Annotated in this window: 18 protein-coding genes; 9 read left to right on the forward strand and 9 right to left on the reverse strand. The window is 67.4% G+C overall.

Going from position 1 to position 24,656, the window contains the following annotated elements; translation table 11 throughout:
- Positions 1-381: 381 nt before the first annotated feature.
- From F8O03_RS01935 to F8O03_RS01945, 3 genes are all read left to right on the forward strand, one after another.
- Positions 382-1,299, forward strand: a complete 918-nt coding sequence (locus F8O03_RS01935; protein WP_151422147.1) for a UTP--glucose-1-phosphate uridylyltransferase — start codon at positions 382-384, stop codon at positions 1,297-1,299.
- 344 nt (positions 1,300-1,643) lie between these two features.
- Entirely contained in the window at positions 1,644-3,056 is a 1,413-nt protein-coding gene (locus F8O03_RS01940) for an acid phosphatase (RefSeq protein WP_244295826.1), read from the forward strand.
- A gap of 269 nt (positions 3,057-3,325) precedes the next feature.
- Complete coding sequence (locus F8O03_RS01945; protein WP_151422149.1) at positions 3,326-5,587, forward strand: hypothetical protein; 2,262 nt, start codon at positions 3,326-3,328, stop codon at positions 5,585-5,587.
- A 28-nt stretch (positions 5,588-5,615) separates the two neighbouring features.
- Here the strand turns inward: F8O03_RS01945 and F8O03_RS01950 are convergent, their stop codons facing one another.
- Positions 5,616-7,814: a pectate lyase family protein gene (locus F8O03_RS01950; RefSeq protein ID WP_151422150.1), complete on the reverse strand. Its 2,199-nt coding sequence runs from the start codon at positions 7,812-7,814 to the stop codon at positions 5,616-5,618.
- 283 nt (positions 7,815-8,097) lie between these two features.
- Between F8O03_RS01950 and F8O03_RS01955 the strand changes: the two genes are divergently transcribed.
- Positions 8,098-8,484 carry a VOC family protein gene (locus F8O03_RS01955; RefSeq protein WP_151422151.1) on the forward strand — a complete coding sequence of 129 codons (387 nt, stop codon included), beginning with the start codon at positions 8,098-8,100 and terminating at the stop codon, positions 8,482-8,484.
- Between the two features lie 547 nt (positions 8,485-9,031).
- On the opposite strand, the gene F8O03_RS01960 is transcribed toward F8O03_RS01955, so the two are convergent.
- Genes F8O03_RS01960 through F8O03_RS01980 form a run of 5 tightly spaced genes read right to left on the reverse strand, consistent with a single transcriptional unit; the run spans position 9,032 to position 13,598 of the window.
- Entirely contained in the window at positions 9,032-9,805 is a 774-nt protein-coding gene (locus F8O03_RS01960) for an IclR family transcriptional regulator (protein WP_167516438.1), read from the reverse strand.
- Positions 9,806-9,831: 26 nt separating this feature from the next.
- Positions 9,832-10,665, reverse strand: a complete 834-nt coding sequence (gene kduI, locus F8O03_RS01965) for a 5-dehydro-4-deoxy-D-glucuronate isomerase (protein WP_151422153.1) — start codon at positions 10,663-10,665, stop codon at positions 9,832-9,834.
- 42 nt (positions 10,666-10,707) lie between these two features.
- Positions 10,708-12,015, reverse strand: coding sequence for a TRAP transporter large permease (locus tag F8O03_RS01970; RefSeq protein ID WP_151422154.1), 1,308 nt, complete (start codon positions 12,013-12,015; stop codon positions 10,708-10,710).
- Positions 12,012-12,539, reverse strand: a complete 528-nt coding sequence (locus F8O03_RS01975; protein ID WP_104251740.1) for a TRAP transporter small permease — start codon at positions 12,537-12,539, stop codon at positions 12,012-12,014. Before F8O03_RS01975 ends, F8O03_RS01970 begins: the two co-directional genes overlap by 4 nt.
- Before the next feature lie 3 nt (positions 12,540-12,542).
- Positions 12,543-13,598 carry a TRAP transporter substrate-binding protein gene (locus F8O03_RS01980; protein WP_104251741.1) on the reverse strand — a complete coding sequence of 352 codons (1,056 nt, stop codon included), beginning with the start codon at positions 13,596-13,598 and terminating at the stop codon, positions 12,543-12,545.
- A gap of 134 nt (positions 13,599-13,732) precedes the next feature.
- On the opposite strand from F8O03_RS01980, the gene F8O03_RS01985 reads away from it, so the two are divergent.
- The 5 genes from F8O03_RS01985 to F8O03_RS18345 all read left to right on the forward strand — a co-directional run bounded on the left by F8O03_RS01985 (position 13,733) and on the right by F8O03_RS18345 (position 19,100).
- Positions 13,733-14,752: a zinc-dependent alcohol dehydrogenase gene (locus tag F8O03_RS01985; protein WP_151422155.1), complete on the forward strand. Its 1,020-nt coding sequence runs from the start codon at positions 13,733-13,735 to the stop codon at positions 14,750-14,752.
- Between the two features lie 2 nt (positions 14,753-14,754).
- Positions 14,755-15,504, forward strand: a complete 750-nt coding sequence (locus F8O03_RS01990) for an SDR family oxidoreductase (protein WP_151422156.1) — start codon at positions 14,755-14,757, stop codon at positions 15,502-15,504.
- On the forward strand, positions 15,501-16,142 hold the full coding sequence (locus tag F8O03_RS01995; protein WP_151422157.1) for a bifunctional 4-hydroxy-2-oxoglutarate aldolase/2-dehydro-3-deoxy-phosphogluconate aldolase: 642 nt from the start codon (positions 15,501-15,503) through the stop codon (positions 16,140-16,142). Before F8O03_RS01990 ends, F8O03_RS01995 begins: the two co-directional genes overlap by 4 nt.
- Complete coding sequence (locus tag F8O03_RS02000) at positions 16,139-17,086, forward strand: sugar kinase (RefSeq protein WP_244295829.1); 948 nt, start codon at positions 16,139-16,141, stop codon at positions 17,084-17,086. The genes F8O03_RS01995 and F8O03_RS02000 overlap by 4 nt, the downstream gene beginning before the upstream one ends.
- A 79-nt stretch (positions 17,087-17,165) precedes the next feature.
- Positions 17,166-19,100, forward strand: coding sequence for a glycoside hydrolase family 35 protein (locus F8O03_RS18345; protein WP_244295831.1), 1,935 nt, complete (start codon positions 17,166-17,168; stop codon positions 19,098-19,100).
- A 588-nt stretch (positions 19,101-19,688) separates the two neighbouring features.
- Here the strand turns inward: F8O03_RS18345 and F8O03_RS02015 are convergent.
- From F8O03_RS02015 to F8O03_RS02025, 3 genes are all read right to left on the reverse strand, one after another.
- Positions 19,689-20,831: a TerC family protein gene (locus F8O03_RS02015; RefSeq protein ID WP_151422158.1), complete on the reverse strand. Its 1,143-nt coding sequence runs from the start codon at positions 20,829-20,831 to the stop codon at positions 19,689-19,691.
- 245 nt (positions 20,832-21,076) lie between these two features.
- On the reverse strand, positions 21,077-22,177 hold the full coding sequence (locus F8O03_RS02020; RefSeq protein ID WP_151422159.1) for a substrate-binding domain-containing protein: 1,101 nt from the start codon (positions 22,175-22,177) through the stop codon (positions 21,077-21,079).
- The gene (locus tag F8O03_RS02025) at positions 22,174-24,546 is read right to left on the reverse strand and encodes a heparinase II/III domain-containing protein (protein WP_151422160.1); all 2,373 of its coding nucleotides are present in this window, start codon (positions 24,544-24,546) and stop codon (positions 22,174-22,176) included. The genes F8O03_RS02020 and F8O03_RS02025 overlap by 4 nt, the downstream gene beginning before the upstream one ends.
- Positions 24,547-24,656 lie beyond the last annotated feature (110 nt).

The following is a 24,656-nucleotide window of genomic DNA, read 5'->3' on the forward strand; positions in this document are numbered from 1 at the left end:
GCATTGAAGCATGTAGGAACTGCAAGCTCTGGAGCGCAGGGGATGCTTCCAGGCGTGAGGTTTACCACTCGTCGAATCCGCGAGAGCGCCGACAGGCGCCCTGCGTTTGCGGCGTGGCATCGCAGGGAGCCGATGGTCTACCGTACCCAGGGTACGTCACGAGCGAGGCGCGCCAGCTTCCCTGGCTGATGCTGTTGCTGGGCCGCCGATTGCTGAACCTGTGCGCCCGCAGGCCGCGAGGCCCGGTGGTGCATGAGGCCAGTTGGAAGCTCAAACAGACCTCCTTGCTCGAGCTTGCCCGCTAAACGTCTGCTCGTACACGAGACGTCACGTGTCGGCCAGCGAAACTTGTTGGTTACCCGGGTCCAATAGTCTTGGCTCATGCGTGCACCAATCACCAAGGCCGTTATCCCCGCAGCCGGCCTCGGCACCCGATTCCTTCCTGCCACCAAGGCCATCCCGAAGGAGATGCTCCCCGTTGTGGATCGCCCAGCCATCCAGTACGTCGTGGAAGAAGCCGTCGAGGCTGGACTGTCTGACGTGCTCATGATCACTGGCCGCCACAAGGCATCGCTCGAGAACCACTTCGACCGTGTCGCAGAGCTGGAGACTCTCCTCGCTGCCCGCGGGGAGCACGAGAAGCTTGCGCGCGTCAACGCGGCGACGAACCTCGCCGACGTGCACTACCTGCGACAGGGTGACCCGCTCGGCCTCGGTCACGCCGTGCTCCGCGCCAAGCAGCACATCGGCCACGAGCCCTTCGCCGTACTCCTCGGTGACGACATCATGTCCTCTGGCGGATCCTTGCTCAAGCGCATGATCGAGGTGCACGAGCAGACCGGCGCAAGCGTCGTCGCGCTCCAAGAGATCGAGCTTGACCAGATCTCCGCGTACGGAGTCGCCGCGTACGACACGAGCATTCCGCGGGAACAGGGAGTCGTGGGCCCCGACACGATCCAGCTGACCGGGCTCGTTGAGAAGCCGGCCCGCGAAGACGCGCCATCGAACCTCGCCGTCATCGGTCGTTACCTGTTGCGTCCCGAAGTGTTCGATGTTCTCGAGCGCACAGCTCCCGGCCGTGGCGGGGAGATCCAACTCACCGATGCTCTCGAGGTTCTTGCAGGTGATCCTGAGGCATTCGGCGGAGTCGTGGGTGTTGTCTATGGCGGCCGCCGGTACGACACCGGAAACAAGCTCGAGTACATCAAGGCAACAGTCGAGCTCGCGAGCCAGGACCCGAAGCTGGGGCCGGACCTGGTTCCCTGGCTCAAGAGCTTTGCTGGGCAACTGACTGACTAATACGGGTTACTGAGTAGACCGCCCCAACTCCGATAGGAGCTGGGGCGGTCTTGGTCCATCTGGGCAGATGCGGACCGGCCGACTCTAGTCTGTGGCTATCGTCGACAGACCAAGTATGCGGTCGCGAGTAGAGGCCGGCAACTCGATGAAGTGCGATTATCCATCCGCGCCGACGACGTCTCATGACGCCCCCTGGGGACCAACGAGTTCACTGGCCGTCCACCTAACGGACACTGCCGCGATTCCCCGGATCCCTACGCTCGCGGAGTTCATCCCCCGACCGTTAGGCCGAACCCCGCATGCGCATCACGACGTCTCGACGACGCCTCGCTTCCACTCTCGCTGTGACGACCGGGCTGGGGGTGCTCCTCTCCGGCTTCGGCGCGGGGGCAGCATCCGCCGCCGAGCCGTTCACCGACGACCAGCTCGCCTACGACTACCCGTCGAACGCCGACTACGACTACGTGCCGATCATGGACCAGTTCTCCTGGCTCGTCACCGATCGCCCCGACATCATCGCGCTCAACGACAGCCAGACCGTCGACATCAACAACTCGGCCACCCCTGAGCAGGTCGAGCGCGCGATCGTCGACCAGTACGACGACATGTCCGTCTCCATGGCCGACGGACTCGGCGCGAACCTCGGTGCCATCTACGCCGAGGCGCGCCTCGCGGGCGAACTCCCGAAGATCGACGCGCTCCTCGCGAAGAGCGGCGGCCTCGTCGGCTACTACTCGTCGTCGAACCCGTCGAAGAACTACTTCGACTACGACCGCCCCTACATCCGCTTCCCCGAGCTGCTCCAGTACCGCGACAAGGAGGGTGGCGACGCCTGGGACTCGACCAGCGGCGCCTACCCGAGCGGCCACACCTCGCAGGCGTACTGGCAGGGCACGTCGCTCTCGATGATGCTGCCCGAGCTCGCCCCGCAGATCCTCGCCCGCACCTCCGAGGCCGGCAACAACCGCATCGTCATGGCCGCCCACTACCCGCTTGACGTGATGAGCGGACGAATGATGGGCCAGCACATCGTCGAGCGGCGCATGAGCGACCCCGCGTTCCGGGAGCTGTTCGCTGAAGCCGAGGCCGAGCTGCGCGGTGTCCTCGAGGCCGGATGCGGTGCGGCACTCGCGGACTGCATCGCCGCCGACACCCCGTATCTGTCGGATGAGGATGCGCTCGCGCTCTACGAGCAGCGCATGTCGTACGAGTTCCCGCAGATCGCCCCCGCCGGCGACGCGGTGACGATCCCCGCGAACGCCGAGTCGCTGCTCATCACGAGCCACCCCGACCTCACACCCGAGCAGCGTCGTCAGGTGCTCGAGCTCACCGCCATCGACTCGGGCTACCCCCTCGACGAGGGCGCCGAGGGCAGCTGGCAGCGCCTCAACCTTGCGGCCGCCATGGCAGCTCAGGTCGAGGTCAACGCCGACGGAACGATCAGCCTCGTGGAGGCAGGAGCCGAGCAGCCAGGGCCCAGTACGCCCGGAACCACCGAACCGGCCGTGACGCCCATACCGACCGCGGAGCCCACGCCCACCGCGACGACCGAGCCCACCGCATCCCCGACGTCGACTCCCGTTCCTTCGACGACGGCCCCGGCCACCGGCAGCGACGCAGCAGGCAGTGGATCCGACGCGTTGGCCACTACTGGGTCAGAGGACGTCGTCGCAGGGATTCTCGTGGCTCTTACGATGCTGGTCGTCGGCGTGACGGCACTCCTGATGCGCCAGCGGTCGGCGAAGGCGAAGAACTAGCGGGATCCATCCCACAAGGCCCGCAGCTCGCGCCGCACCTTGGCATCCATCAGATGCCGGGCTCGACGGGCTGCGGGCCTCGCGCGTCACCGCGCTGACCGACGGTAGAATACCCCGGTGCCCTCTTCGCCGAGCTGCCACCCCACCTACCTCTGCAGTCGGCCTGCACAGCACGATGCGGGACCCACGTTTCGCGTAACAAGCATGTGCGAACCTACTCACTCGAGAGTGGTTGATGGTGCACGCGAGGTTTGATGGAGGAGTCTGAAGTGTCTGACTCTGAACAGGCGAAGCAACGCGGCGGACGCGTCTCGCGGCGCGCGGTCATCTACGGAGCCCTGGGCCTTGGGGGCCTGGCCGTGGCGTCACAATTCGTGCCGGATCTACGTATTCGCTGGCGTGAGCCTCTCGGGGAACTGGCGGCATTCCCCGCTCCGGATCGAGCTTCATTCCTCGACACGGAGCAAGTGCTTGCCCCCTACCTGATGACCGCAGTGCCGCTGGCCAACGACATCATCGGTGATCCCCAAGCGGAGTATTACGGCTTCATGGCGGGCGGATGGTGGAGGCCCCCCAACGCGCAGACCGAAACGAACGCTCGGATCATGGAGCACATATCGACGCTCGCATGGTTCGCAGCGAACAAGCGAGACTGGAATCCGCTCTACCGTAGTGAGATTCTCCTGGCCCGTATCGAGGCTGCGGTCGCGTACTACACGTCTCTCCAGCTGCAAGACGGTACTTACCCCGAGTACGAGGGAAAGCCCTCCCTGGCTGCCACGACGTTTGGCATAGTCGCCCAGGCCGATGCTTATGAGGCGTTGCAGCAGATCGGGGCCTTACCCGACGCGATGCTCCAACTTCGCAGGAGCATCGAGCGTGCAGTCCGCTGGTTCATGGATGTCCAGGCGAAGCATTGGACGCCGCCCGTTCGCGTGTTCAACCAGGTCACTGCCGGTCTGATTGGTGCGCAGCGCGCCCTGCAGATCCTGCCTGATCCGCCGGCGGATCAGAACGCTGTATATGAGCGGATCTCCTACCTGTGCGCGCACGGCCAAGCGCCCGCCGGCTTTCTGCACGAGCCCTACGGCGTCGACTTTGGCTACAACTTCACTGTCACGATGCCCGACCTCGCTTGGCTGTACGCTCACACTGGACACCCGGAGATTGTGCCGTTGGTGAGGAGGTACATGGGCTTCATGCCGTTCGCTGTGCTTCCGGAGCCCGGAACCGGCGGGCTCTGGCACGTACCCGCGTTGCACGCGCGGAATGTGACCACCTCCGTGTCCCGTCCCGCTGGCGACCTCGCAGACAGAGGGGCACTGGCGAAGGTGTTCCTCGACGACGTGCCGAGTATTGCGCTCTTCCTCCCGACTAGGGAGGACAAGGCTGCTTCTCGCGAAGAGTTTGCCTCCGCGGCGGGACCGGTCAGCGAGCTTGCAAAGCCGCACACATCACCTCGAACGTGGATGTATGGACTGCTGGCGCCCCAAGGGCCCGCTCGGGCTGTACGTGAAGCTCTGGAGAAGCAACTCCCTGTCCTGACGAGCGAGCGTTTTACGAAGCTCGAAAGCGGTTCCCAGAAGGATCAGTATCTATTCGTTCGCCGGCCGAGCTACTACGCAGCGAGCGTCTTCGGTGACTGGACGGAAAACGATAAGTCGACGCGCCAACTCGGTACCGTCTGGAGTCCCCGTCTCGGCACCATTCTGGTCGGTACAAATGACCCGGACCACCCCGAGGGATGGGAAACGCTGGGGCCCGATCGTGCATTTTCCACTCGCCAGTCGAGTTCCACGAGCAAGTACTTTGATAGTCGCACTTCCGCGGGGGACCATGCCATCAACCTCGACGAGGTCCAGGACAAGACGGGGTTGTTCGCGCAGCGCACGGAAGCGGTTACCGACCCTGGTGACTACATCACGGGTTGGGCCTACTGGGACCAGGGGCTGCAGTTTACGTTCATAACGGATCGCGCAGGCGAGTGCATCCAGCGGATCCCTGTCCTCCTAAAGGAGGGCGACACGCTGACATTCTCAGATGGGTCGACGTTCTCGCCAGGTGATGGCGACCACGAGATCGAGACATCAACCATCGTTCTGGAGCGCAAAGGCAGCCGTGTCCTCTTTGATCTCGGGGCCACTAAATTTCGCGCGTTCGTCAAAGCCAGTGGTTGCTCCATGGCCGGCGGTGAGATCCACCGCGTCGGCATCGTCTTCGAGGGCGAGTTGAACGTGAACATCGTGTTCCTCCGGGGGAGCGAGCCGGGTTCGTTACAAGCGGAAGCACACCGACACAGCAACGACGACGTCTCTATCCGAATCACGATCTCCACCTCGCGCGCGAGGCCCGTTTCTCGCCTAAAAATCAGAGGCACCGGCGTGGATACCGAGATCGATGTCACCGGTACTGGATTTAGGGTCTTCGAACGAACGCTCACGCCTAGTCGGCCAGGCACCGTCTCGCTGGTCACCACAGCCCACCTCGAAGATGGCTCAGTGTTCGGTGAGACCGAAGCAGCGATCACCTAGCCCGTGACCTCGATCCACCTGGGGCCGATCAGAAGTGGATCATCTCCTGCCAGAGCGTGCCGTCCCAGACCAGTTCCAAGCGGCGCCCCTTGGTCAGGGCCCGATTTCCGGCGGACTTGAGAGATGTGCGCGCGGCAGTGCCATGCACGAACGTGGTCGTTCCCGTCGTCATCTGCATGAAGACCCAGTGCTGGCCTCGACGGCGTCCCTTGGGAAGAGAACTGATGCTGACTGACTTGCTTTCGCCCAGGACGTGGACGACAACTGTCTTGTCGGAAGATCTGACGATGTTCGCGAGAGAAGAAGCCAGGAGCACGGCCTTGACTGAAAAGTATCCCGAGCTCAAGTCAGTCCCCACGACACCGTCTGAGTAGTCGACTTCCCATTCCCAAGACGAATTGGCATGCGCTTCTCCGGGCGTGGACGGGAACGGATACTGGAGTCGCACTTGCCGCGCGTTGACGCGGTTCTCCGTCCCGCCGAAGACGAAATACGCGCGGGCGGCTGCGCTGGGTGTGATTCGAACATCTAGGTCGGTGATATTGGTGTTCTGCCGACCAGGGTCTCGGCCCGTGGTCGATCCTGTGATGAACGGCCGAGGCTTGCCCGCTTTGTTGTAGGTGTAGTCCAGGACGATGTTGCGAGCTAGAGTCTGGCTGTTGCGTGCGAAGAATCCTTCGTACAATCCGTCCGCGACGCCCTCGGGCGCGATGTAAGTCGCATTAGAGATGTTGACCACCGCGTTCTCGGTGAAGAGCATTCGAACGCAGTCCGTCGCCACGAGTCCGTCCACGATCGCGTTCAGTTGGCTGTCGCGTGTGTTCTGATTCGGGTGTCCCGACTGATTGACAGAGACGACTATGGCTGCGCCAGACATCCGCTCTGCTTTGAAATTCGAGATGTGGTGGCCCCAGGACTCACCGCCACCAGATTCCGTTCTGATACTGATTCCATTGACGGACTGGTGTGCGGTGCAGTCGGTGATGCGATGCCGACGGCCACGAAGTTCGAACCCCGCGGGAGTGCCACCCGCAGGAACCGAACCCGTCGTCCGACAGGCTGAGAATGTGACGCCCTCCGAACTGTGATGCGTCGAAAATCCAGCCGAGGTCGTCATAAAGGACTCGACTCCGAGCAAGACGGTCCCGTAAGTGCGACCGTAGTACGTCAGGTCGCTGTTGTTCGCCGGGACCTCGGGAGTGTCATCCGTATACGCATGGCGTACGTGCCGGAACGTGCCGCCGACCACGCGACCGAAACTGCAGCAATTGTCCGCAACGCCGTATCCAAGCGCGCTTTCACCAGACGCGTCCCGGGCATACCCGACATCGACGTTTTCAACGAGGTAGCCGAAGCAGGAGTTGAGGCTGACAACTCTGTTGCTTGACTGCGTCACGCGGACATCTTGGACGCGAGGGTTAAGCAACCGGCTGAAGGCTAGCAGAGCCTCGTTTGAAGTCTGGGTCAGACGCGACGCGATGCATTCGAGCTCGAGCCCGAGAACGTTGATGGTCTGACGAGTGATTCTCGCGGCACGCACATTGGTTTGGTAAGTCTCTCGAAGTCGACCGGCGAGCGTGACGGTTGAACCGGAAACCGAGTAGACGACGCCGAACTCGCCGATGCGTCGGCTTCCCGGACGCGAACCACCGATCAGATCGTCTGCAACGATCTTGATCACGTCCCCAGCTTTCCAGGACATGGTCTTCGCGAGCTTGATCACGGTGGTCGGAACGCTCTGACCCGTCGGGAAAGATACTGCCGTGTCGGCCGCGGAACTGACGCCGACGGTCTCGTCGTAGGTACCGCGCAACGAGATAATCGACTTCGTCGTCGTTGCAATGAGTTTCGCGCCATAACCTGAAACCGTGATCGACTTGCCGCTCTTAGGCGCAAGCGCGACCGAGACTTGGTAGGTGCCAGCGGGAATCAGTAGTGTCCCGCCATCAGGAGTCGCATCCATGGCCGCCTGGAGGCCCGTAGTCGAATCGCTGGCTCCTGTCGGATCTATGCCGGAAAATCTCCTGGCCTCGGCGACCACGGCAATCTTGTCGATCGTTGTCTGTTCGGCCGCTGTCAGGACCGTAGGGGCGCGATTGTGCAGCGGGTGCCCCTGCGCGTCCGCTACCGCATTGGTCGGCGACGCAAACATTCCTGCCAGCGCTGCGCCTACCGCGCCCGCACCGCCTACGACTACCGAGCGTCGACCATGGATTGACTGTGGCATGTTCTCTTCCCCAAAGAAAGAATGGATGGTCGGCACGAATTGGTCCCGTGCCCTGCCGAGCGGTTCGCCCGCATCTCTATTGGAAGTACTCGAACGTGCGATCGCGACGAACTATGCGACCGGTCAGTGACTCCATCCTAAGCACGATAGGAAGGATCTCGCATGGTGATGTCCGGGTGTTGACATCGGCGGTGCACGGGAACTATTGCCCCTCTCCACCGAACTCCCTCCACATCCGCGCCACGCTCTGGCCATCGCGGCTCTCGCGCGGTGAACTGGACCTATGTCTAAGACAACGCGCGTGATCAGCGTCTCGATCCCTGTTTCCGATGTGGATGCGGCGCTCGCCTTCTACATTGACGTGCTCGGCTGCGAGCTCGTCATGGACGTCGAAGCGTGGCCGGGCGCCCGCTACGTCGAGGTGCTCCCGCCCGGTTCCAGTGTGGGCATCGTGCTGCTGCCGCAGGACAGTGAGATCCCGATCGCGGTGCGCCTCGGCACGACCGACGCGGAGGAGGCGCACGACCGCATCCGGGCGAGCGGCGTCGAGCTCCACAACGATGAAGTGCTGCGCTGGGAGGGCGTCGAGCCGATGTTCTCCTTCGAGGACCCGGACGGCAACGGACTCGTCTACCTGGAGGACTCGAGCGATCAGACGCCGGGGGAGTAGGGGATGGGCAACGTCGCGCGAAGCGATCGAGCGGCGCGAACAGCCCGAAGCCCCCGCACTCCCAGCCCCCGCCGCACCGCGCGCATCCTCGTGCTCGTCGCCGCCACGATCGGCCTCGTGCACGCCGCCTTCAGCGCCTACTGGGCGCTCGGCGCATCCTGGCTGCTGTCGACCATCGTCCGCGATCCAGCTGGTCCTCGACCATCGCCGACCGGCCTTCGAGTTGGAAGGGGAGTGGCTCTGACGGAGCCGTCGCGCCGGGGCCGCTGTCCAACATCAGTGCGATATGGGCGGTTTCTGGTAAGTGAATCGTGTCAGCGGCGAAATTCGCACTGATGTTGGTCAGCGCTGCCACCGACCCGACTGCAGGTCCGGTCTCAGCCCCTGCTGCTGCGCACGCCTGAGCCCCGGGCGCAGCACCACCGGCAGTACCTCGCCCCAGCCCCACGCGCAGAGACGCCCGCCGCCAGCTGGTTGCTGGTGGCGGGCGTCTCTGGCGTCCGGCGGATCTGGCAGGCTCGGCGGAACCGTTCCCTGCCCCGCAGCCTTACGCGCTAGGTGCCCCGAGCTGACGTGAGATGCGGTCGGCCGCGGCGATCGCGGCGGGGGCGAGTTCCTCGATGGTGTGCCCGGGGTATTCGAGCTCGATCGAGGACACGGAGAGGCCGTGGGTGACGGCGCCCGTGTGGTCGCGGATGGGTGCCGAGACGCACACGGTGCCGCTCTCGTTCTCGCCGAGGTCGGTTGCGTAGCCGCGAGCCCGCACTCGGGCGAGCTCTTCGTGCAGGGCGTCGAGGTCGGTGATCGTGAGGTCGGTGCGTCGGGGCAGTCCGACCCGTTCGGCGAGTGCATCGACCCGTTCGGGCGCCCAGTCGGCGAGCACGACCTTGCCCATGCCTGAGCTGTGCATGGGCACGGCGAGCCCGACGCGGGAGCGCATGCGGTACGGCTTGGCGGCGTCTCGGCGGATGACGTAGACCATCTCCGAGTCGGTCGCGACGCCCACGTGGATGGTGCAGTCGACCTCGCCCGCGAGCTGCTCCACGAGGGGAGCGGCGACGCTGGAGATGTCGACGCTCGCGAGCGCCCGGCCGGACAGCGCGAGCAGGGTCGGGCCGGCCCGGTATCCCTGTTCGGCGCCGCCGCCGAGGTACTCCTGCGCGACGAGGGTGGCGAGGATGCGGTGCACGGTCGCTTTGGCGAGCCCTGCCTCCGCGACGATGTCGGTGAACCGCGGGTGCGCGAGGGCCGCCGCGAGCACGCGTAGCGTCTTCTCGCTTGCCCCTGCGGATGGTGCAGGGGAGCGGTCCACGTCGTCCATGATGACCATCCTCGTCGTCTCCGTCATCACCGCATGTCGGTGATCGGCACAGAGTCCATGTCGTCGAACGACTGGTTCTCGCCGGCCATCGCCCACACGAACGAGTAGCTTGAGGATCCTACTCCGGAGTGCAGGGACCAGCTCGGGGAGAGCACGACGTCGCCGTTCGCGACCATGAGGTGGCGGGTTTCCTTGGGGTCGCCCATGAGGTGCACGACGCGCTGGTCGTCGTCGAGGTCGAAGTAGTGGTACACCTCGGTGCGGCGGTCGTGGGTGTGCGCTGGCATGGTGTTCCACATGCTGCCGGCGTGCAGGCTGGTGACGCCCATGACGATCTGGCAGCTCTTGACGCCGTTCTCGTGGATGCACTGGCGCAGCGTGCGGCGGTTGGAGGTGACCTGGTCGCCGAGTTCGCGGATCGTGCCCTCTTCCGGGGTGACGAGCGTGTTCGGGTAGGCGGTGTGCGCGGGTGCGCTGAAGCCGTAGAACTTGGCGGGGTCGGCGGCGTCGGCGCTTTCGAAGGTCACGTCGACGGTGCCGCGGCCGAGGTACAGGACGGCGGTCTTGGCGAGCTCGTAGCGCTCTCCGTCGGCGACGATGGTGCCCGTGCCGCCGGTGTTGACGAAGCCGATCTCGCGGCGGTCGAGGAAGTTGTCGCTGCGCAGCTCGTCGACGGTCTCGAGCTTGAGGGGCGCGTCGACGGGGACGGCGCCGACGGTGACGACGCGGTCGAAGTGCGTCGACACGATGCGCACCTCACCGGGGGTGAGGAGCTGCTCGACGAGGTAGCGGTCGCGGAGCCCCTGCTGGTCGAGGGTGGGGATGTCTTCCGGGCGGCCCGGACGGTACTGGTGAGACAAGGGGATGCCTTTCGTTTGCGGTTGAGGTCAGGGGCGGTCGGGTCAGACCAGGCCGAAGAGGCCCGGCAGCCAGAGCGAGAGCTGCGGCACGAACACGACCAGGAACAGGACGACGATGAGCGCGAGGAGGAACGGGAGGAGGCGCATGATGACCGGTTCGAGCCTCACCCCCGCGACTTGCGCTCCGACGAACAGCACGGGCGCCGATGGCGGCGAGATCACACCGATCGACAGGTTCATGACCATCATGATGCCGAAGTGCACGGGGTCGACGCCGTAGGAGATGGCGATGGGCAGGAAGATCGGCGTGAAGATCAGGATGGCCGGGGTCGGGTCGAGCGGGATGCCGATGATGATCAGCACGATCATCATGATGAGCAGCACGACGACCTTGGAGTCCGTCCAGCCGAAGAGCGTGTCGGCGAGCAGCTGCGGCAGGCGAGCGTACGTCATCACGAACGCCATGATCGAGGACACGGCGATCAGGAAGATCACGATGGAGCTGGTTCGCGCGGACTCGAAGAGGAGGCGCGGCAGGTCCTTCACGGACACGGTCCGGTAGATGAACGACAGCAGCAGGGCGTAGACGACGGCAACGGCCGAGCCCTCGGTCGGGGTGAAGAACCCGGCGACGATGCCGCCGATCGCGACAACGATGAGGCCGAGCGCGGGGAGCGCCTTCAGGAAGGTGCCGAGGATGATGCCGAACGCCGGCAGCGGCTTGCCGCGGAGCTCCGGGTGCTTGCGGGCGTAGAAGAAGACGACCACGGCGCAGGCGAGTGCCCAGAGGGCGCCCGGGATGTACCCGGCGACGAACAGGGCGCCGACCGACGTTCCACCCGCCGCGAGCGAGTAGATGATGAGCGTGTTGCTCGGCGGGATGATCATGCCGGCGGGCGCTGAGGCGACGTTCACGGCGGTGGAGAACGCGGGGTCGTAGCCGTCCTTCTTCTGCATGGGCGCCATGGTGGCGCCGACTGCGGAGGCCGTGGCGACGGCGGATCCGGAGACGGTGCCGAAGATCGCGTTCGCGATGACGTTGGTCTGCGCGAGCGGCGCGGGCATCCGCCCGACGAGCACTCGGGCGAGATTGATGAGCCGTTCCGCTATGCCGCCGTTGTTCATGATGACGCCGGCGAGGACGAAGAACGGGATCGCGAGCAGGGCGAACGAGTTGGCGCCGCGGAACATCTGCTGCGCGCTGGTGATGGCTCCGTTGTCGAAGCCGAGGATGAGGAGCATGCAGATCGCCGAGGGCAGTCCGATGCTGATGGAGATGGGGGCACCGAGCGCGAGCAGCAGGACGAGCCCGCCGACGAGGATCAGTGCGATGAGACCTGGCTCGATCATATGGATGCGGCCTCCGGGTCCTCGTGCCCACGCGACCTGACGGAGTAGCCGGGCGAGAGCGTGCGCGAGATGTGCAGGACGATGTAGAGCGAGAAGAGGATGCCCGCGATGGGCAGGGCCAGGTAGAGCTGGCCCTGCGTCACCGGGAGGATGGGGTTGGACTGCCCCCAGGCGAGGATCGCCTGCTTGCCGCCGCCGTAGACGAGGGCGTAGAGGACGAACGCGAGGGTCGCGAGGTAGGCGACGATGTCGGCTCCGCGCTGGAGCTGCCTCGGCAGGCGCTCGACGAGGAAGTCCATGACGACGTCAGCCTTCTGGCCGACGACAACGGCGATGCCGATGAAGCTGACCCAGACGAAGGTGAAGCGTGCGGCTTCCTCGGTCCACGCGCTTGGCGCGTTCAGCACGAGTCTGGTGAAGACCTGCCACACCACGAGCAGCAGCAGCACGCCGAAGAGCGCGATGACCAGTGCTTTCAGGATGCGTCCGAACCACAGCTCGACTGCGGCGGCGGCTTGCTTCACGAGCTAGCTCCTCGCCGCTTCGATGGCGTCGTAGATGGCCTGCGTGCGCTCGTTCGTGACGCGCTCCTCGTGGAGCGGGAGGGTCGCTTCGCGGAACGTCTCGACGTCGACCTCGTTGAACGTGGCACCGGCTTCTTCGGCCTCGCCCTTGGCGGCGTCGACTGCTTCGGCGAAGAGCTCGAGCTCGCGGTCGGAGCTGGCTGCGAGCAGGTCCGTCATCGTGGCCTGCACGTCGGGCTCGATGCCGTCCCACACCGTGGTGCCCGCGATGAGGTAGTCGGGCATCATGAGGTGCTGCGTCTGCGAGTAGAACGGCGCGATCTCGTCGTGCGAGAGGCTCGAGTAGATGAGCTCGTTGTTCTCGGCGCCGTCGAGCACGCCCGACTGGATGGCCGTGAAGACCTCGCCCTGGGCCATCGGCGTGCCGACGCCGCCCATGAGCTCCATCATCTTGACGTTCGTGTCGGAGCCGATGACGCGGATCTTCTGTCCGGCCAGGTCGGCTGGCGTCTCGACGGCGCCCTTGCTGGAGTACACGTTGCGCACGCCGCCGTGGAACGCGGACAGCACCTTGATGCTGTCGTCTTCGACTGCGCCGTAGAGGTCGCCCATGATGGCGTCGTCGTTGAGCACCTGCATCTGGTGCTCTGGTGAGTCGTAGAGGTAGGGGAGGTTCACGACGGAGAAGTCGGGCTCGAAGTTCTCGAGCAGCGAGCCTGCGATCATCGCGAAGTCGATGGTGCCTGACTGCACCTGCTCGATCGTGGATGCCTGGTCGCCCAGCACCTCGTCGGTGTAGAGGTCGAGCGAGAAGCGGCCGTCGGTCGCCTCGTACAGCTCGTCGGAGAACTCGAGCAGCGCCTGTGCCTGCGGGTGCTCGACGCTCTGGTTGAAGGCGACTCGGAATGCCTTCTCGCTGCCCATGAGCTCGCCGACTCCCGGTTCCGCTCCGCCTTCAGCGCCGCCGCCTGCGCCGCTGCCAGAGCATGCGCTGAGAGCCAGTCCTGCGATTGCGACGCCTGCGACGGCGCCGATCTTGCTGATCTTGCTGATCCGCATGGTTCCTCCTCGTTGAGTACTGGCGGCGCTTGCCTTCGCGCTCGCCACGACCGCTATAGTAGCCAGATGAAACCGAGTTCCGCCAGTCGGACCTCGCAACGGAAACAAGTTTCACCGAGCAAGGGAGCACGGGAGTGAGAGCAGCGCAGTACAGCGGGGAGCACCGCATCGTCGTCAACGAGGTCGAGGCGCCAGCGCCGGCCAGCGGCGAAGTCCAGATCCGAGTCGCCTACACGGGCATCTGCGGCACCGACCTCCACGTCCTCCACGGGTCGATGGATGCGCGCGTCGACGTCCCGCAGGCCATCGGCCACGAGATGAGCGGCACCGTCGAGTCCGTCGGCGACGGCGTCACCGCGTTCGCCGCGGGAGACAAGGTCACCGTCATGCCCCTCGACTGGTGCGGCACCTGCCCCGCCTGCAAAGCAGGCAACTCGCACATCTGCCAGAACCTGAACTTCGTCGGCATCGACTCGCCCGGCTCGCTGCAGGAGCTGTGGAACGTGCGCGAGGACCTCGTCGTCCCGCTGCCCGCATCCCTCTCCCTCGAGCACGCCGCACTCGTCGAGCCGCTCGCCGTCGCCTGCCACGACGTGGCGCGCTCGCGGCTCACCGAGGGCGAGACCGCCGTCGTCATCGGCGGCGGCCCCATCGGCCAGCTCATCGCGCTCGTCGCCGCCGCCACCGGCGCGACCGTCTACGTCATCGAGCCCAACCCCGAGCGTCGCGCACTTGCCGAGCGCCTCGGTGCCCGCACCATCGACCCGACCACGAGCGACGCGGTCGCGATCATCGAGGAAGCGACCGGCTCGGCCGGCGCCGACGTCGTCTTCGAGGTCGCCGGCGTCGCCGTCACCGCCCTCACCGCCGTCGACTACGCGAAGGTCCGCGGACGCGTCGTCCTCGTCGCCATCCACCCCAACCCGGTGCCCATCAACCTCCACCGCGTCTTCTGGCGCGAGCTGGAGCTGCTCGGCGCCCGCGTCTACGTGCGCGCCGACTTCGAGCGAGCCATCGAGCTGCTCGCATCGGGTGCCGTCCCCGCCGACGACCTCATCACGAGCGTCGTCGGACTCAGCGAGACCCAGTCGGCATTCGACCAGCTGTCCGGCGCCGCCGCCATGAAGATCCTCGTCAACGTCCAGGAAGGCTAACCATGACCAGCTTCGACCTCACCGGAAAGACCGCCGTCGTCACAGGAGCCCGCCGCGGCATCGGCCTGGGCATCGCCACGGCCCTCGCCGAAGCCGGCGCCGACATCATCGCCGCATCCTCGCAGCAGGAAGCCGACGGCGGCGAGGTCGGCGCGCGCGTCCGCGCCCTCGGCCGCAGCTTCGAAGGCCACGGCGTCGACTTCACCGACCGCGCCGCCGTCGAGCAGTTCGGCGACGCCGTCAAGCACGCCGACATCCTCGTCAACAACGCCGGCACCATCCGCCGCGCCCCAGCAGCAGAGCACTCCCTCGACTGGTGGGACGAGGTCATCCAGGTCAACCTCTCCAGCCAGTTCGTGCTCAGCCAGATCGTCGGCGGCGCGATGGTGGAGCGCGGCGAGGGGCGCATCATCTTCACCGCAAGCCTCCTCAGCTTCCAGGGTGGCATCAACGTGCCCGGGTACACCGCATCGAAGTCGGCCGTCGCCGGCCTCGTCCACGCACTCAGCAACGAGTGGGCGGCGCGCGGCGTGACCGTCAACGCCATCGCCCCCGGCTACATCGCCACCGACAACACGGAGGCGCTGCGCGAAGACAGCGACCGCTCGCGCTCCATCCTCGAGCGCATCCCGGCCGGACGCTGGGGCGAGGCCGACGACCTCGGCGGCGCCGCCGTGTTCCTCGCGAGCCCCGCCGCCGCCTATGTCACGGGCATCGTCCTGCCCGTCGACGGAGGGTGGCTCGCCCGATGAGCTCGCTCTTCGAGGGGCACCCCATCGTTCCCCTCTCCACCCCGAGCACCATCGCGCAGGCGGAAGCGCTCGCCGACGGGCTCGTCGCCGGCGGCATCGGCATCGTCGAGATCGCCCTCCGCGGCGACGGCGCGCTCGCCGCGATGCGCCACATCGCCGGCCGCCCCGACCTCGTCGTCGGAGCAGGCACGGTCCTCGACGTCGAGCAGGCGCAGCAGGCACTGGATGCGGGTGCCCAGTTCCTCGTGTCGCCCGGCCTGTCCGCCGATGTCGTCCGCGCCGGACAGCGCGCGGGAGTGCCCGTGCTCCCCGGCACGTTGACGCCCAGCGACATCACGGCAGCGCGAGACCTGGGGCTCACCCAGCTGAAGCTGTTTCCCGCAGGCAACTTCGGCGGGCTCGCCCTGCTCGGCACCTACGCATCCGTGTTCCGCGGCATCACGTTCATGCCGAGCGGCGGCATCACACCCGCCAACCTCGCCGAGCACCTCGAGCATCCAGCCGTCTTCGCCGTCAGCGGCAGCTGGCTCGGCGGCGCGAAGCTCCTCGACGCGGGAGCCGACGCCGTCGCAGGCGCGGCACGCGAAGCCTCACAGATCGCCGCCAAGGTGCTGCAGGCCAAGGCGGCCGCCGCGTGAGCGGGATCGTCACCATCGGCGAGGCGCTCGGGCTCGTGCTCGCGCGCCGCGCCGGCGGCTTCGACCTGCAGTCCGAAGCCGAGATGAGCTTCGGCGGCGCCGAGAGCAACGTCGCGATCGCCGCCGCCCGCCTCGGCTGCGACGCCACCTGGATCGGACGGCTCGGCGACGACGCCATCGGCAACCGCATCCGTCGCACGCTCAGGGCAGAGCAGGTGCAACTGCACGCCAGCATCGACGCGGATGTCCCCACCGCGCTCATGATCAAGGACCGCCCCCGCCCGGGGCACAGCCGCGTCACCTACTACCGGAACGGGTTCGCGGGCAGCCGCATCACCCCGGCCGACGTGCCCAGCGACGTGGTCGCCAGCGCCGACGTCCTGCACGTCACCGGCATCAGCCTCGCCCTCAGCGACAGCGCCGCCGAGACTGTGCTCAGCGCCGTCCGCCTCGCCCGCGAACGCGGCGTGACCGTGTCGTTCGACGTGAACCACCGCAGCAAGCTCTGGTCCGCCGACACCGCGGCGCCCCGCTACCGTGAGCTCGTCGCGCTCAGCGACATCGTCTTCGCCGGCGACGACGAGGCCGCCATGATCGTCGGCGCATCCTCACCCCTCGAGCAAGCCCGCGCCCTGCAAGCCCTCGGGCCGACGCAGGTGCTCATCAAGCGCGGCGAACACGGCGCATCCGGCGTCCACGGCGACCTCGAACTCGAGGTCCCCGCCTACCGCGTCGACGTCGTCGACACCGTCGGAGCCGGCGACGCGTTCGCCGCCGGCTACCTCGTCGAGCTCATCCGCGGCGGCACCCTCGAACAGCGGATGCTCACCGCCGCGGCCTGCGGCGCCTGCGCGTGCCGCGCCGACGGCGACTGGGAATCGCAGCCCAGCTGGGGCGACGTGCGCGGCCTCGTCGAAGGCTCCGGCGACGCCGTCCTCCGCTGAGGCGCGGCGCGCCAGCCCGCCAGCGCCTCACCGAAACCGAACCCCTGCCGACGCAGACACAAGACTGGAACACGCCCATATGACCTTCGAGATCGGCGACGAGCACTTCCTCCTCGACGGCGAGCCGCACCGCGTGCTCTCCGGCGCCCTGCACTACTTCCGCGTGCATCCCGAGCAGTGGGCCGACCGCATCCACAAGGCGAAGCTCATGGGGCTCAACACCATCGAGACGTACGTGGCGTGGAACGCGCACGAGCCCCGCAAGGGGGAATGGGATGCGACGGGCTGGAACGACCTCGGACGCTTCCTCGACCTCGTCGCCGCCGAAGGCATGCACGCCATCGTGCGTCCCGGCCCCTACATCTGCGCCGAATGGCACAACGGCGGCCTGCCGACGTGGCTGACGGCGATGCCCGGCATCGGGCTGCGCCGATCGGAGCCCACGTACCTGGCCGAGGTCGAGACGTACCTGCGGCGCGTCTACGACATTGTCGTGCCGCGACAGATCGACCTGGGCGGGCCCGTCGTGCTCGTGCAGATCGAGAACGAGTACGGCGCCTACGGCAACGACACCGCCTACCTCGAACGGCTCGTCGAGGTCACGCGCGAGGCGGGCATCACCGTGCCGCTCACGACGATCGACCAGCCCACCGACCAGATGCTGAGCGACGGCAGCGTCGCAGGCGCGCACCTCACCGGCTCCTTCGGGTCCCGCGCCGACGCGCGCCTCGCCACCCTGCGACGCCACCAGCCCACCGGCCCCCTCATGTGCGCCGAATTCTGGGACGGCTGGTTCGACTGGTGGGGCGCCTTCCACCACACGACGAGCGTCGAGGATGCGGCGCGCGAACTCGACGCGCTCCTCGCCGCCGGCGCCTCCGTCAACTTCTACATGGTCCACGGCGGCACCAACTACGGGCTCACCAACGGCGCCAACCACAAGGGCCGCTACCTGCCCATCACCACGTCCTACGACTACGACGCCCCACTCGACGAAGCCGGCAACCCGACGCCCAAGTTCTTCGCCTTCAAGGACGTCATCGCGAAGTACGCGGCCGTGCCCGCCGAGACGCCGGCCGCCGGCGGGCCTGCGCCCGAGCTCACGGCGCCGCTCTCCAGCATTGCGGCGGATGCGTGGCTGCCGACCGTCGCGGACGCCCGCGTCGGCTCACCCGGTTCGGCTGGTTCGGCTGGTTCGGCCGGTTCGACCGCATCGGCTGCATCGGCTGACACTGCTCGCTCGGCTGGTTCGGCTGCATCGGCTGACGCCGCTCGCTCGGACGGGACTCCTGCCTCGCCTGCGACGTACGCCGTGCCACCGACCTTCGACGCGCTGCAGCACCTCAGCGCGCTCGTGAGCTACGAAGTCGAGCTGCCCGACGCATCCTCGCCTCGCCTGCTCGAGTTCGAGGAAGTGCGCGACCACGCATGGGTCTCGGTCGACGGCATCCCGGTCGGCACGCTCTCGCGTACCCTCCACGAGACCGCGATCGTCGTCCCGCCAGGGCAGCGACTGAGCGTGCTCGTCGAAGAACAGGGACGCGTGAACTACGCCGAGCGCATCGGCGAGGAGAAGGGCATCATCGGCGCGCCCCTCCTCGACGGGGTACCGCTCGAAGGATGGACGGCGACACCCATCGACGTCGCCGAAGCCGGGCTAGCGATCGCCGCGGCTGGAGACAGCATCGCCGGGGGGTTCGCCGGCGCCCCCGCGTTCGCACCCCTGCATCACGGCGGAACGCCACTCGGCATCACGGGTCTCCGCGGCGAGTTCGTACTCGATGAACCAACGGACCTCTACCTGGACACTTCGAGGTGGGGCAAGGGCTATGCGCTCGTCAACGGCTTCCTCCTCGGCCGCTATTGGCGGAGCGGGCCGCAGCAGACGCTGTACGTGCCAGGCTCCGTCCTCAGATCCGGCACGAACACGATCTCGGTCATCGAGCTCGAGGTGACGGCGTCTCCCGTCGCCCGCTTCGTCGCGCAAGCCGCCCTCGGCCCCCTCGAGGAGTAGCCACCCCGCGCCGCGCCGCGCCGCGCCGCGCCGCGCCCACGCCGCGCCGCCGCGCCCCGCGCCCGCCCTCGGGTGTCACCCCGCCCCCGTGCCCCGCGCCCCGCATCCGCATCGCTGCCAGTCAAATGGCCCCTCTGGGAAGTCCAGAAGGGCCATTCGGCTGGCAGTGCTTGCTTCTCGGCGGCCCTAAAGCGCCACTTGACTGGCAGCGTTGATCGTGGTCTTCGAGGTGAGGCGCCGCCGCCCATGGCTGTCGCCTCCGCCGCCCACGCCTCTCGCCTCCGCCTCGTGAAGCTTGTGGGGCGATCCGCCGCGCCGCATCCGCGCGGCATTCGCGTCGCTGCCAGTCAAATGGCCCTTCTGGGAAGTCCAGAAGGGCCATTTGCCTGGCAGTGACGACGGCTGAGCGGGGCTTAAGCCCCAGTTGGCTGGCAATGACGACCGCTGAGGCGACGGCTGAGCGACGCTAGGGGCCATTTGGCTGGCAGCGATCGACATCAGGCCGCGTTTCCGCCTGGGCGGGTTCCTCAGCCGCCGCGTTCAGCCGCCGTCTTCCGCCGCCGTGTTCCGCCTGGGCGGCGTTTGCCGCTAGGCGTCGTTGGATCGCCCTCCGGTGCGGGTCGCGTCGCGCGAGGACGAGCTGGACACGTGGCCCGAGGTCGGGCTGGCGCTCGTGCGCGCATCCCGCGCATCCGTCGCATCCCGCGCCTCCGCCGCGTCAGCCGCCGTCTCGATGGGCTCGCCCTGCACCGTGGAGCGCTCGGACTTGCTGCGGTCGCCGCGTGTCTTGAGGAGGCTCGCGATCGTCGCGACGGCGATGGTGGCGCCGATGAACGTGAGCGAGAACCAGATCGGGATCTCGGGCACCCACAGCAGCGGCTCGCCGCCGTTGATGAACGGCACCTCGTTGACGTGCAGGGCGTGGAAGACGAGCTTCACGGCGATGAAGCCGAGGATCACGGCGAGGCCCTGGCTGAGGTAGACGAGGCGCTCGAGGAGTCCGCCGATGAGGAAGAACAGCTGGCGCAGGCCCATGAGGGCGAAGGCGTTCGCGGTGAACACGATGTACGCCTCGTTCGTGAGGCCGTAGATGGCGGGGATCGAGTCGAGGGCGAAGACGAGGTCGATGAAGCCGATCGCGACGATCGTGAGCAGCATCGGCGTGACCCAGCGCTTGCCGTCCTTCTTCACGGTCAGCTTGTCGCCGTGGTACTCGTCGGTGACGGGCAGGATGCGGCGCACGAAGCGCATGAACGCGTTGTTCGAGGGGTCGCCGTGGTCGCCCTTGATCTGCTGGTAGGCGAGCACGAACAGCAGCGCGCCGAACAGGTAGAAGACCCAGGAGAAGTTCTCGATGAGGGCCGCGCCGACGGCGATGAAGCCGCCGCGCATGATGAGGGCGATGACGATGCCGATCATCAGCACCTTCTGCTGGTAGATCTTCGGCACCGCGAAGCCGGTCATGATGATGAGGAACAGGAAGAGGTTGTCGAGCGACAGCGCCTTCTCGGTCAGGTAGCCGGCGAAGTACTCGCCGCCGTAGCGCCAATCGGTGACGAAGCCGATGCCGACGCCGAAGAGCAGCGCGAGGCCGATGTAGAAGGCGGACCAGCGCGCGGATTCGCGGATGGTCGGCTCGTGCGGTGTCCGCACGTGGGCGAAGAACTCGTAGACGAAGAAGCCGATCGTCACGGCGATCGTGATCAGCCAGACGGTGGTGGTCACCTGCATGGGGGTACTCCAAAGGGGGTTCGGTGTTCGACAGCGACACCAAGGTCTCCTCCGCCCGACCAGCACCTCGTGGGGGTGATGCTGGTGGAGCCGGCGCCCCGGAACGTGGAATCACGCTCGTATTGACGGGCACACCGCAGACGGGAGTACTCCCCTTGCTTCGGGAGATAGTAGACAGACTTCCGCAAAGGAAACCTGGGAGAACCCTTTCGAGCGGATGCGGATGCGGACCCGCGCCGCTCCGCTCAGACGGCTCGGGGCGGCGCCGTCGAGAGTCGCGAGTTGAAGCTCGGGCTGAGCACGGTGCGGTGCACGGGCCTCGACGGGTCGGCGATGCGTGCGAGGAGCGTCTCGACGGCGGCCCGCCCCAGCGACGATCGCGGCGGGGTCACGGCGGTCAGCGCGGGTGTGAACAGGTCGGCGACCTCGTCGTCGTACGCCACGACCGAGAGGTCGTCCGGCACACTGAGCCCCCGCGCGAGGGCAACGTCGATGATCGCCATCGCCTCCCGGTCGGAGTGCACGAGCAGGGCGGTGACCCCGGCCTCGAGGACCGCGTCGAGCACCGCATCCACGGCACCCGAGAAACGGGGGTCGCGGCGGTCGGGCAGGATGCGCTCGACGTGCTCACCCGGCGTGAGGCCCAGCTCGCGGCAGGCGGCCGACCAGCCGGCGATGATCTTGCGCGACGTCGGCGAATTCCGCGAGATGAAGAGACCCACCTTGCGGTGCCCGAGCTGCGCGAGGTGACGGGCCGCGAGGACGGCGCCCAGGGCGTGGTCGGTGGTGACCGACTCCGCCGGCGTCCGGTCTGGGCCGACGACGGCATCACGCTCGGCGAGCACGAACGGCAGCCCGGACTCGTGCAGCCACTCCATGACCTCGCGGGCATGGTCGGTGTCGGTGTTGGGGGCGACGACGAGACCGGTGACGCCCTCGTGCTCGACCATCCGCTCGAGCACGGGCCGCTCATCCTGCATCTCGTAGGAGGTGCCCCGCAGCAGCAGCTTCGCGCCCTGCTCGCGCGCCGCCTGCTCCATGCCGCGGATCACACGCGGCCAGTAGAAGTCGAGCGACGGCACCAGCACGCCGATGGTGTGCTGCGCGCCGTTCGTCGCCTGACGCGACTGCAGGGCCGGGGCGCCATCGGGCGGGAGCACCGCGCCGCCGTGCACGCGCACCAGCAGGCCGTCCGACTCGAGCTGCTGCAGATCGCGGCGCAGCGTCACCGGGGTGACCTCGAGCTCGTCGGTCAGCTCGGCGACCCGCACCGCACCGGACGCGAGCAGCCGTTCGAGGATGAGGTCGCGCCGTTCAGCGGCGAGCCGTGATCCCTGTTCCATCATTCTGCGTCCCCCACAGCGTTCATGCCCCCGAAGGGCGGTGTCGAGTGCTCCTGGCGCACGGTGACGGTCATCGTTGACCGGTCGGCGACGTCGAGGTCGAGTCGCACGAGTCTAGGGCCCCACACGTCAGCGAGCATCGGGTCGTCGAGCTCGATCGGCGTGAGGGTCGCGGAGGCGGTGCCAGTCCAGGTGACGTGGACCCGCGGGGCGCCACCCAGAGGGGTGATGATGGCGCTGTCGTCACCCTGACTGTCAGGGGTGAGGGCCACGTCGCCGGCGAGCAGCATCCGCAGCTGCGCCGGGGCGTGTGCGGCAGAGGAGTCCGTCGAGTCGGCCGAGTCCGGCGAGTCGTCCGCGTCCGCCGCGTCGTCCGCGTCCGCCGCGGCGTCAGATGCGGAAAGTTGTGGCGAGGTGCTGTTCAGCTCCTCGCGGACCGCACTTGGCCACAACTGTGCGGAGCTCACGGTCCGGAGTGCGGAGGCGGCGGGAGGGAGTTGTGGCGAAGTGCCGTTGCCGGCGCTCGCAGCTGCGCTAGGCCACAACTCTGTGGGGCTCGCGGTCGCGGGGGCGGGTGCGGGTGCGCCAGCGCCCGCGGCATCGGCGGACGCCCAGCGCCACGCGTCGTGGATGCGCACCTCGGCGCGCTCGCGGTCGAGGACCACCTCGCGGCGCCACGACTCGAGCCCATCGACGTCGTAGGCGCCGGCCAACTCGAGTTCGAGCCTGGGCCCGGCTCCCGTCTGCACGCTGACGACGTCCGCCGCGTACTCGCGCCCCGTCGGCTGCCCGCGGCCGGCGATGAGCGGCACGTTGTGCCATTCGCTCTGCATGGGCCACAGCTCGTAGCGGCGGTCGCTGAAGGTGCGGGCGTCGTAGCTGGGGCGCCCGGCGTCGACGATGACCGGCACGCCGTCGGAGGCGACGAGGAAGCTGCCGATGTCGTTGTGGTTGTGGTTCTCGTCGTTGTGGCCGCCTTTGACTGCAACTGACAAGCCCGAAGTCGAGCCCTCGCGCTCGCGGGCGACGAGCATCTGCGTGGAGGGGAGCCAGGTGGATGCGGGGGCCGGGGGAGCGGGTGGGCTCAGCTGCAGCCAGGCTGCGTCGGTGAGTCCACGCAGCACTCGCCCGAGCCCCTCGGCCTCGACGACCGCGGGCTCCGATGGGCGTCGGTGGGAGGCCGCGAACGCCTGCGCGTCAGTGTCTCCGGCGCGCACGGCCGCCCGGTAGAGGGAGTGCCACGGCTGGTCGCTGCTGGGCTTCGCCTGCCCGTCGGCGGCGTTCACGAACCACCCGTCGCCGAGGTGCATGCGGTGCGGGAAGGCGACGGTCTCGCGCAGCGAGCGGATGCTCGGCACGGGGTCGAAGGCGCCGCCGGTCGCGTAGGTGAGCAGGTCGAGTGCTTCGAGGAGGCGGCAGGCGCCGTTCCACCAGTAGGCGTAGCCCTCGTCGATGGCGCCGTCGTCTGGGAGCACGGCGACGTAGCGGTCGAGCCCTTCGACGACGAGTTCCAGGATGCGCGCGCGTTGGGCGGCCTCGCTCGGAGCGTCGAGCAGTCGGAGGGCGGCGACGAGCACGTTGCCGTGGATCCAGGGGTTCCAGTTGTGTGCGTCCCCGTCGAGGCCGAGCCAGTGCCAGTCGCGGCGCCGCTCGAACGGCTCGAAGACGCGCTCGCGAGCTTCGTGGCGGATGCGCGCCCGCACGCCCGGGTAGTGCAGGTCGAGCTGGTCGCCGAGCAGCTGGTCGATCCAGGCGAGCTGGCCGACGACTTCGCCGGCGCCGAGGTCGAGGTAGGGGTCGGTGACAGTTGCGAGCACCGAGCCGTGTCGGGCGAGCGTGTCGTCGTGGGCCGGCCAGCACCAGGAGCTCTGCTCGCAGAGCAGGATGACGCCGTCGACGACCTCGGCGAGCAGCGTCGCGGAGCCGCTGGTGTCCGCACGCCGCGATTCCGGGGCATCCGCGGCTGGGGTGGTCGCGCCCGGGTCAGTGCCAGGATCGGCCACGACGGGCGGGGCTGAGACGGCGGCCGCAGCGGCGACCACGGTGCGGGTCAGGCGTTCCTGGCGCGAGAAGGCGGGTGTCTCCCAGGCGATGCGATTGCCATCGCCGTGGTACCTGGCGGCGTCGCTCGCCCGTGGTTGTGGCCATGGCGTGCCCTGTTCGGCGGTGGCGCGTTCGGTCATGTCCGCGAGGGTGCGCGCGTCTGGCAGCCCGGCGTGCCAGGTGGATGCGGGTGGCACGGGGAGCGCGTGGTCGGGATCGGCGATGACCTCGTCAAGGCTCCGGCCGTCGAGCTGCTCGTCGAGGGCGCGCGTGAGGGGGCCACGGAACGCGGTGCCGCTCTGCACGGGAATGTCCGTGGTGTCTGTCATCGTCGACCTACTTCTCGGGGGTGGTGCTCGCCGCTGCTGCGGTGATGGTGGTGCCACACGAATCGATCGTAAACGATCATGCACGATCATAACCGCATTGTTGTGATCGA

The organism is Pseudoclavibacter terrae, from assembly GCF_008831075.1.
In the GTDB taxonomy this organism is placed as follows: Bacteria; Actinomycetota; Actinomycetes; order Actinomycetales; family Microbacteriaceae; genus Pseudoclavibacter; species Pseudoclavibacter terrae.

Excerpts from the sequence above, each read along its gene's own strand:
- F8O03_RS01935 (WP_151422147.1), top strand. The coding sequence starts at position 382 with ATGCGTGCACCAATCACCAAGGCCGTTATCCCCGCAGCCGGCCTCGGC.
- F8O03_RS01950 (WP_151422150.1), bottom strand. The coding sequence starts at position 7,814 with ATGCCACAGTCAATCCATGGTCGACGCTCGGTAGTCGTAGGCGGTGCG.
- F8O03_RS01955 (WP_151422151.1), top strand. The coding sequence starts at position 8,098 with ATGTCTAAGACAACGCGCGTGATCAGCGTCTCGATCCCTGTTTCCGAT.
- F8O03_RS01960 (WP_167516438.1), bottom strand. The coding sequence starts at position 9,805 with ATGGACGACGTGGACCGCTCCCCTGCACCATCCGCAGGGGCAAGCGAG.
- F8O03_RS01970 (WP_151422154.1), bottom strand. The coding sequence starts at position 12,015 with ATGATCGAGCCAGGTCTCATCGCACTGATCCTCGTCGGCGGGCTCGTC.
- F8O03_RS01980 (WP_104251741.1), bottom strand. The coding sequence starts at position 13,598 with ATGCGGATCAGCAAGATCAGCAAGATCGGCGCCGTCGCAGGCGTCGCA.
- F8O03_RS01990 (WP_151422156.1), top strand. The coding sequence starts at position 14,755 with ATGACCAGCTTCGACCTCACCGGAAAGACCGCCGTCGTCACAGGAGCC.
- F8O03_RS01995 (WP_151422157.1), top strand. The coding sequence starts at position 15,501 with ATGAGCTCGCTCTTCGAGGGGCACCCCATCGTTCCCCTCTCCACCCCG.
- F8O03_RS18345 (WP_244295831.1), top strand. The coding sequence starts at position 17,166 with ATGACCTTCGAGATCGGCGACGAGCACTTCCTCCTCGACGGCGAGCCG.
- F8O03_RS02015 (WP_151422158.1), bottom strand. The coding sequence starts at position 20,831 with ATGCAGGTGACCACCACCGTCTGGCTGATCACGATCGCCGTGACGATC.
- F8O03_RS02020 (WP_151422159.1), bottom strand. The coding sequence starts at position 22,177 with ATGATGGAACAGGGATCACGGCTCGCCGCTGAACGGCGCGACCTCATC.
- F8O03_RS02025 (WP_151422160.1), bottom strand. The coding sequence starts at position 24,546 with ATGACAGACACCACGGACATTCCCGTGCAGAGCGGCACCGCGTTCCGT.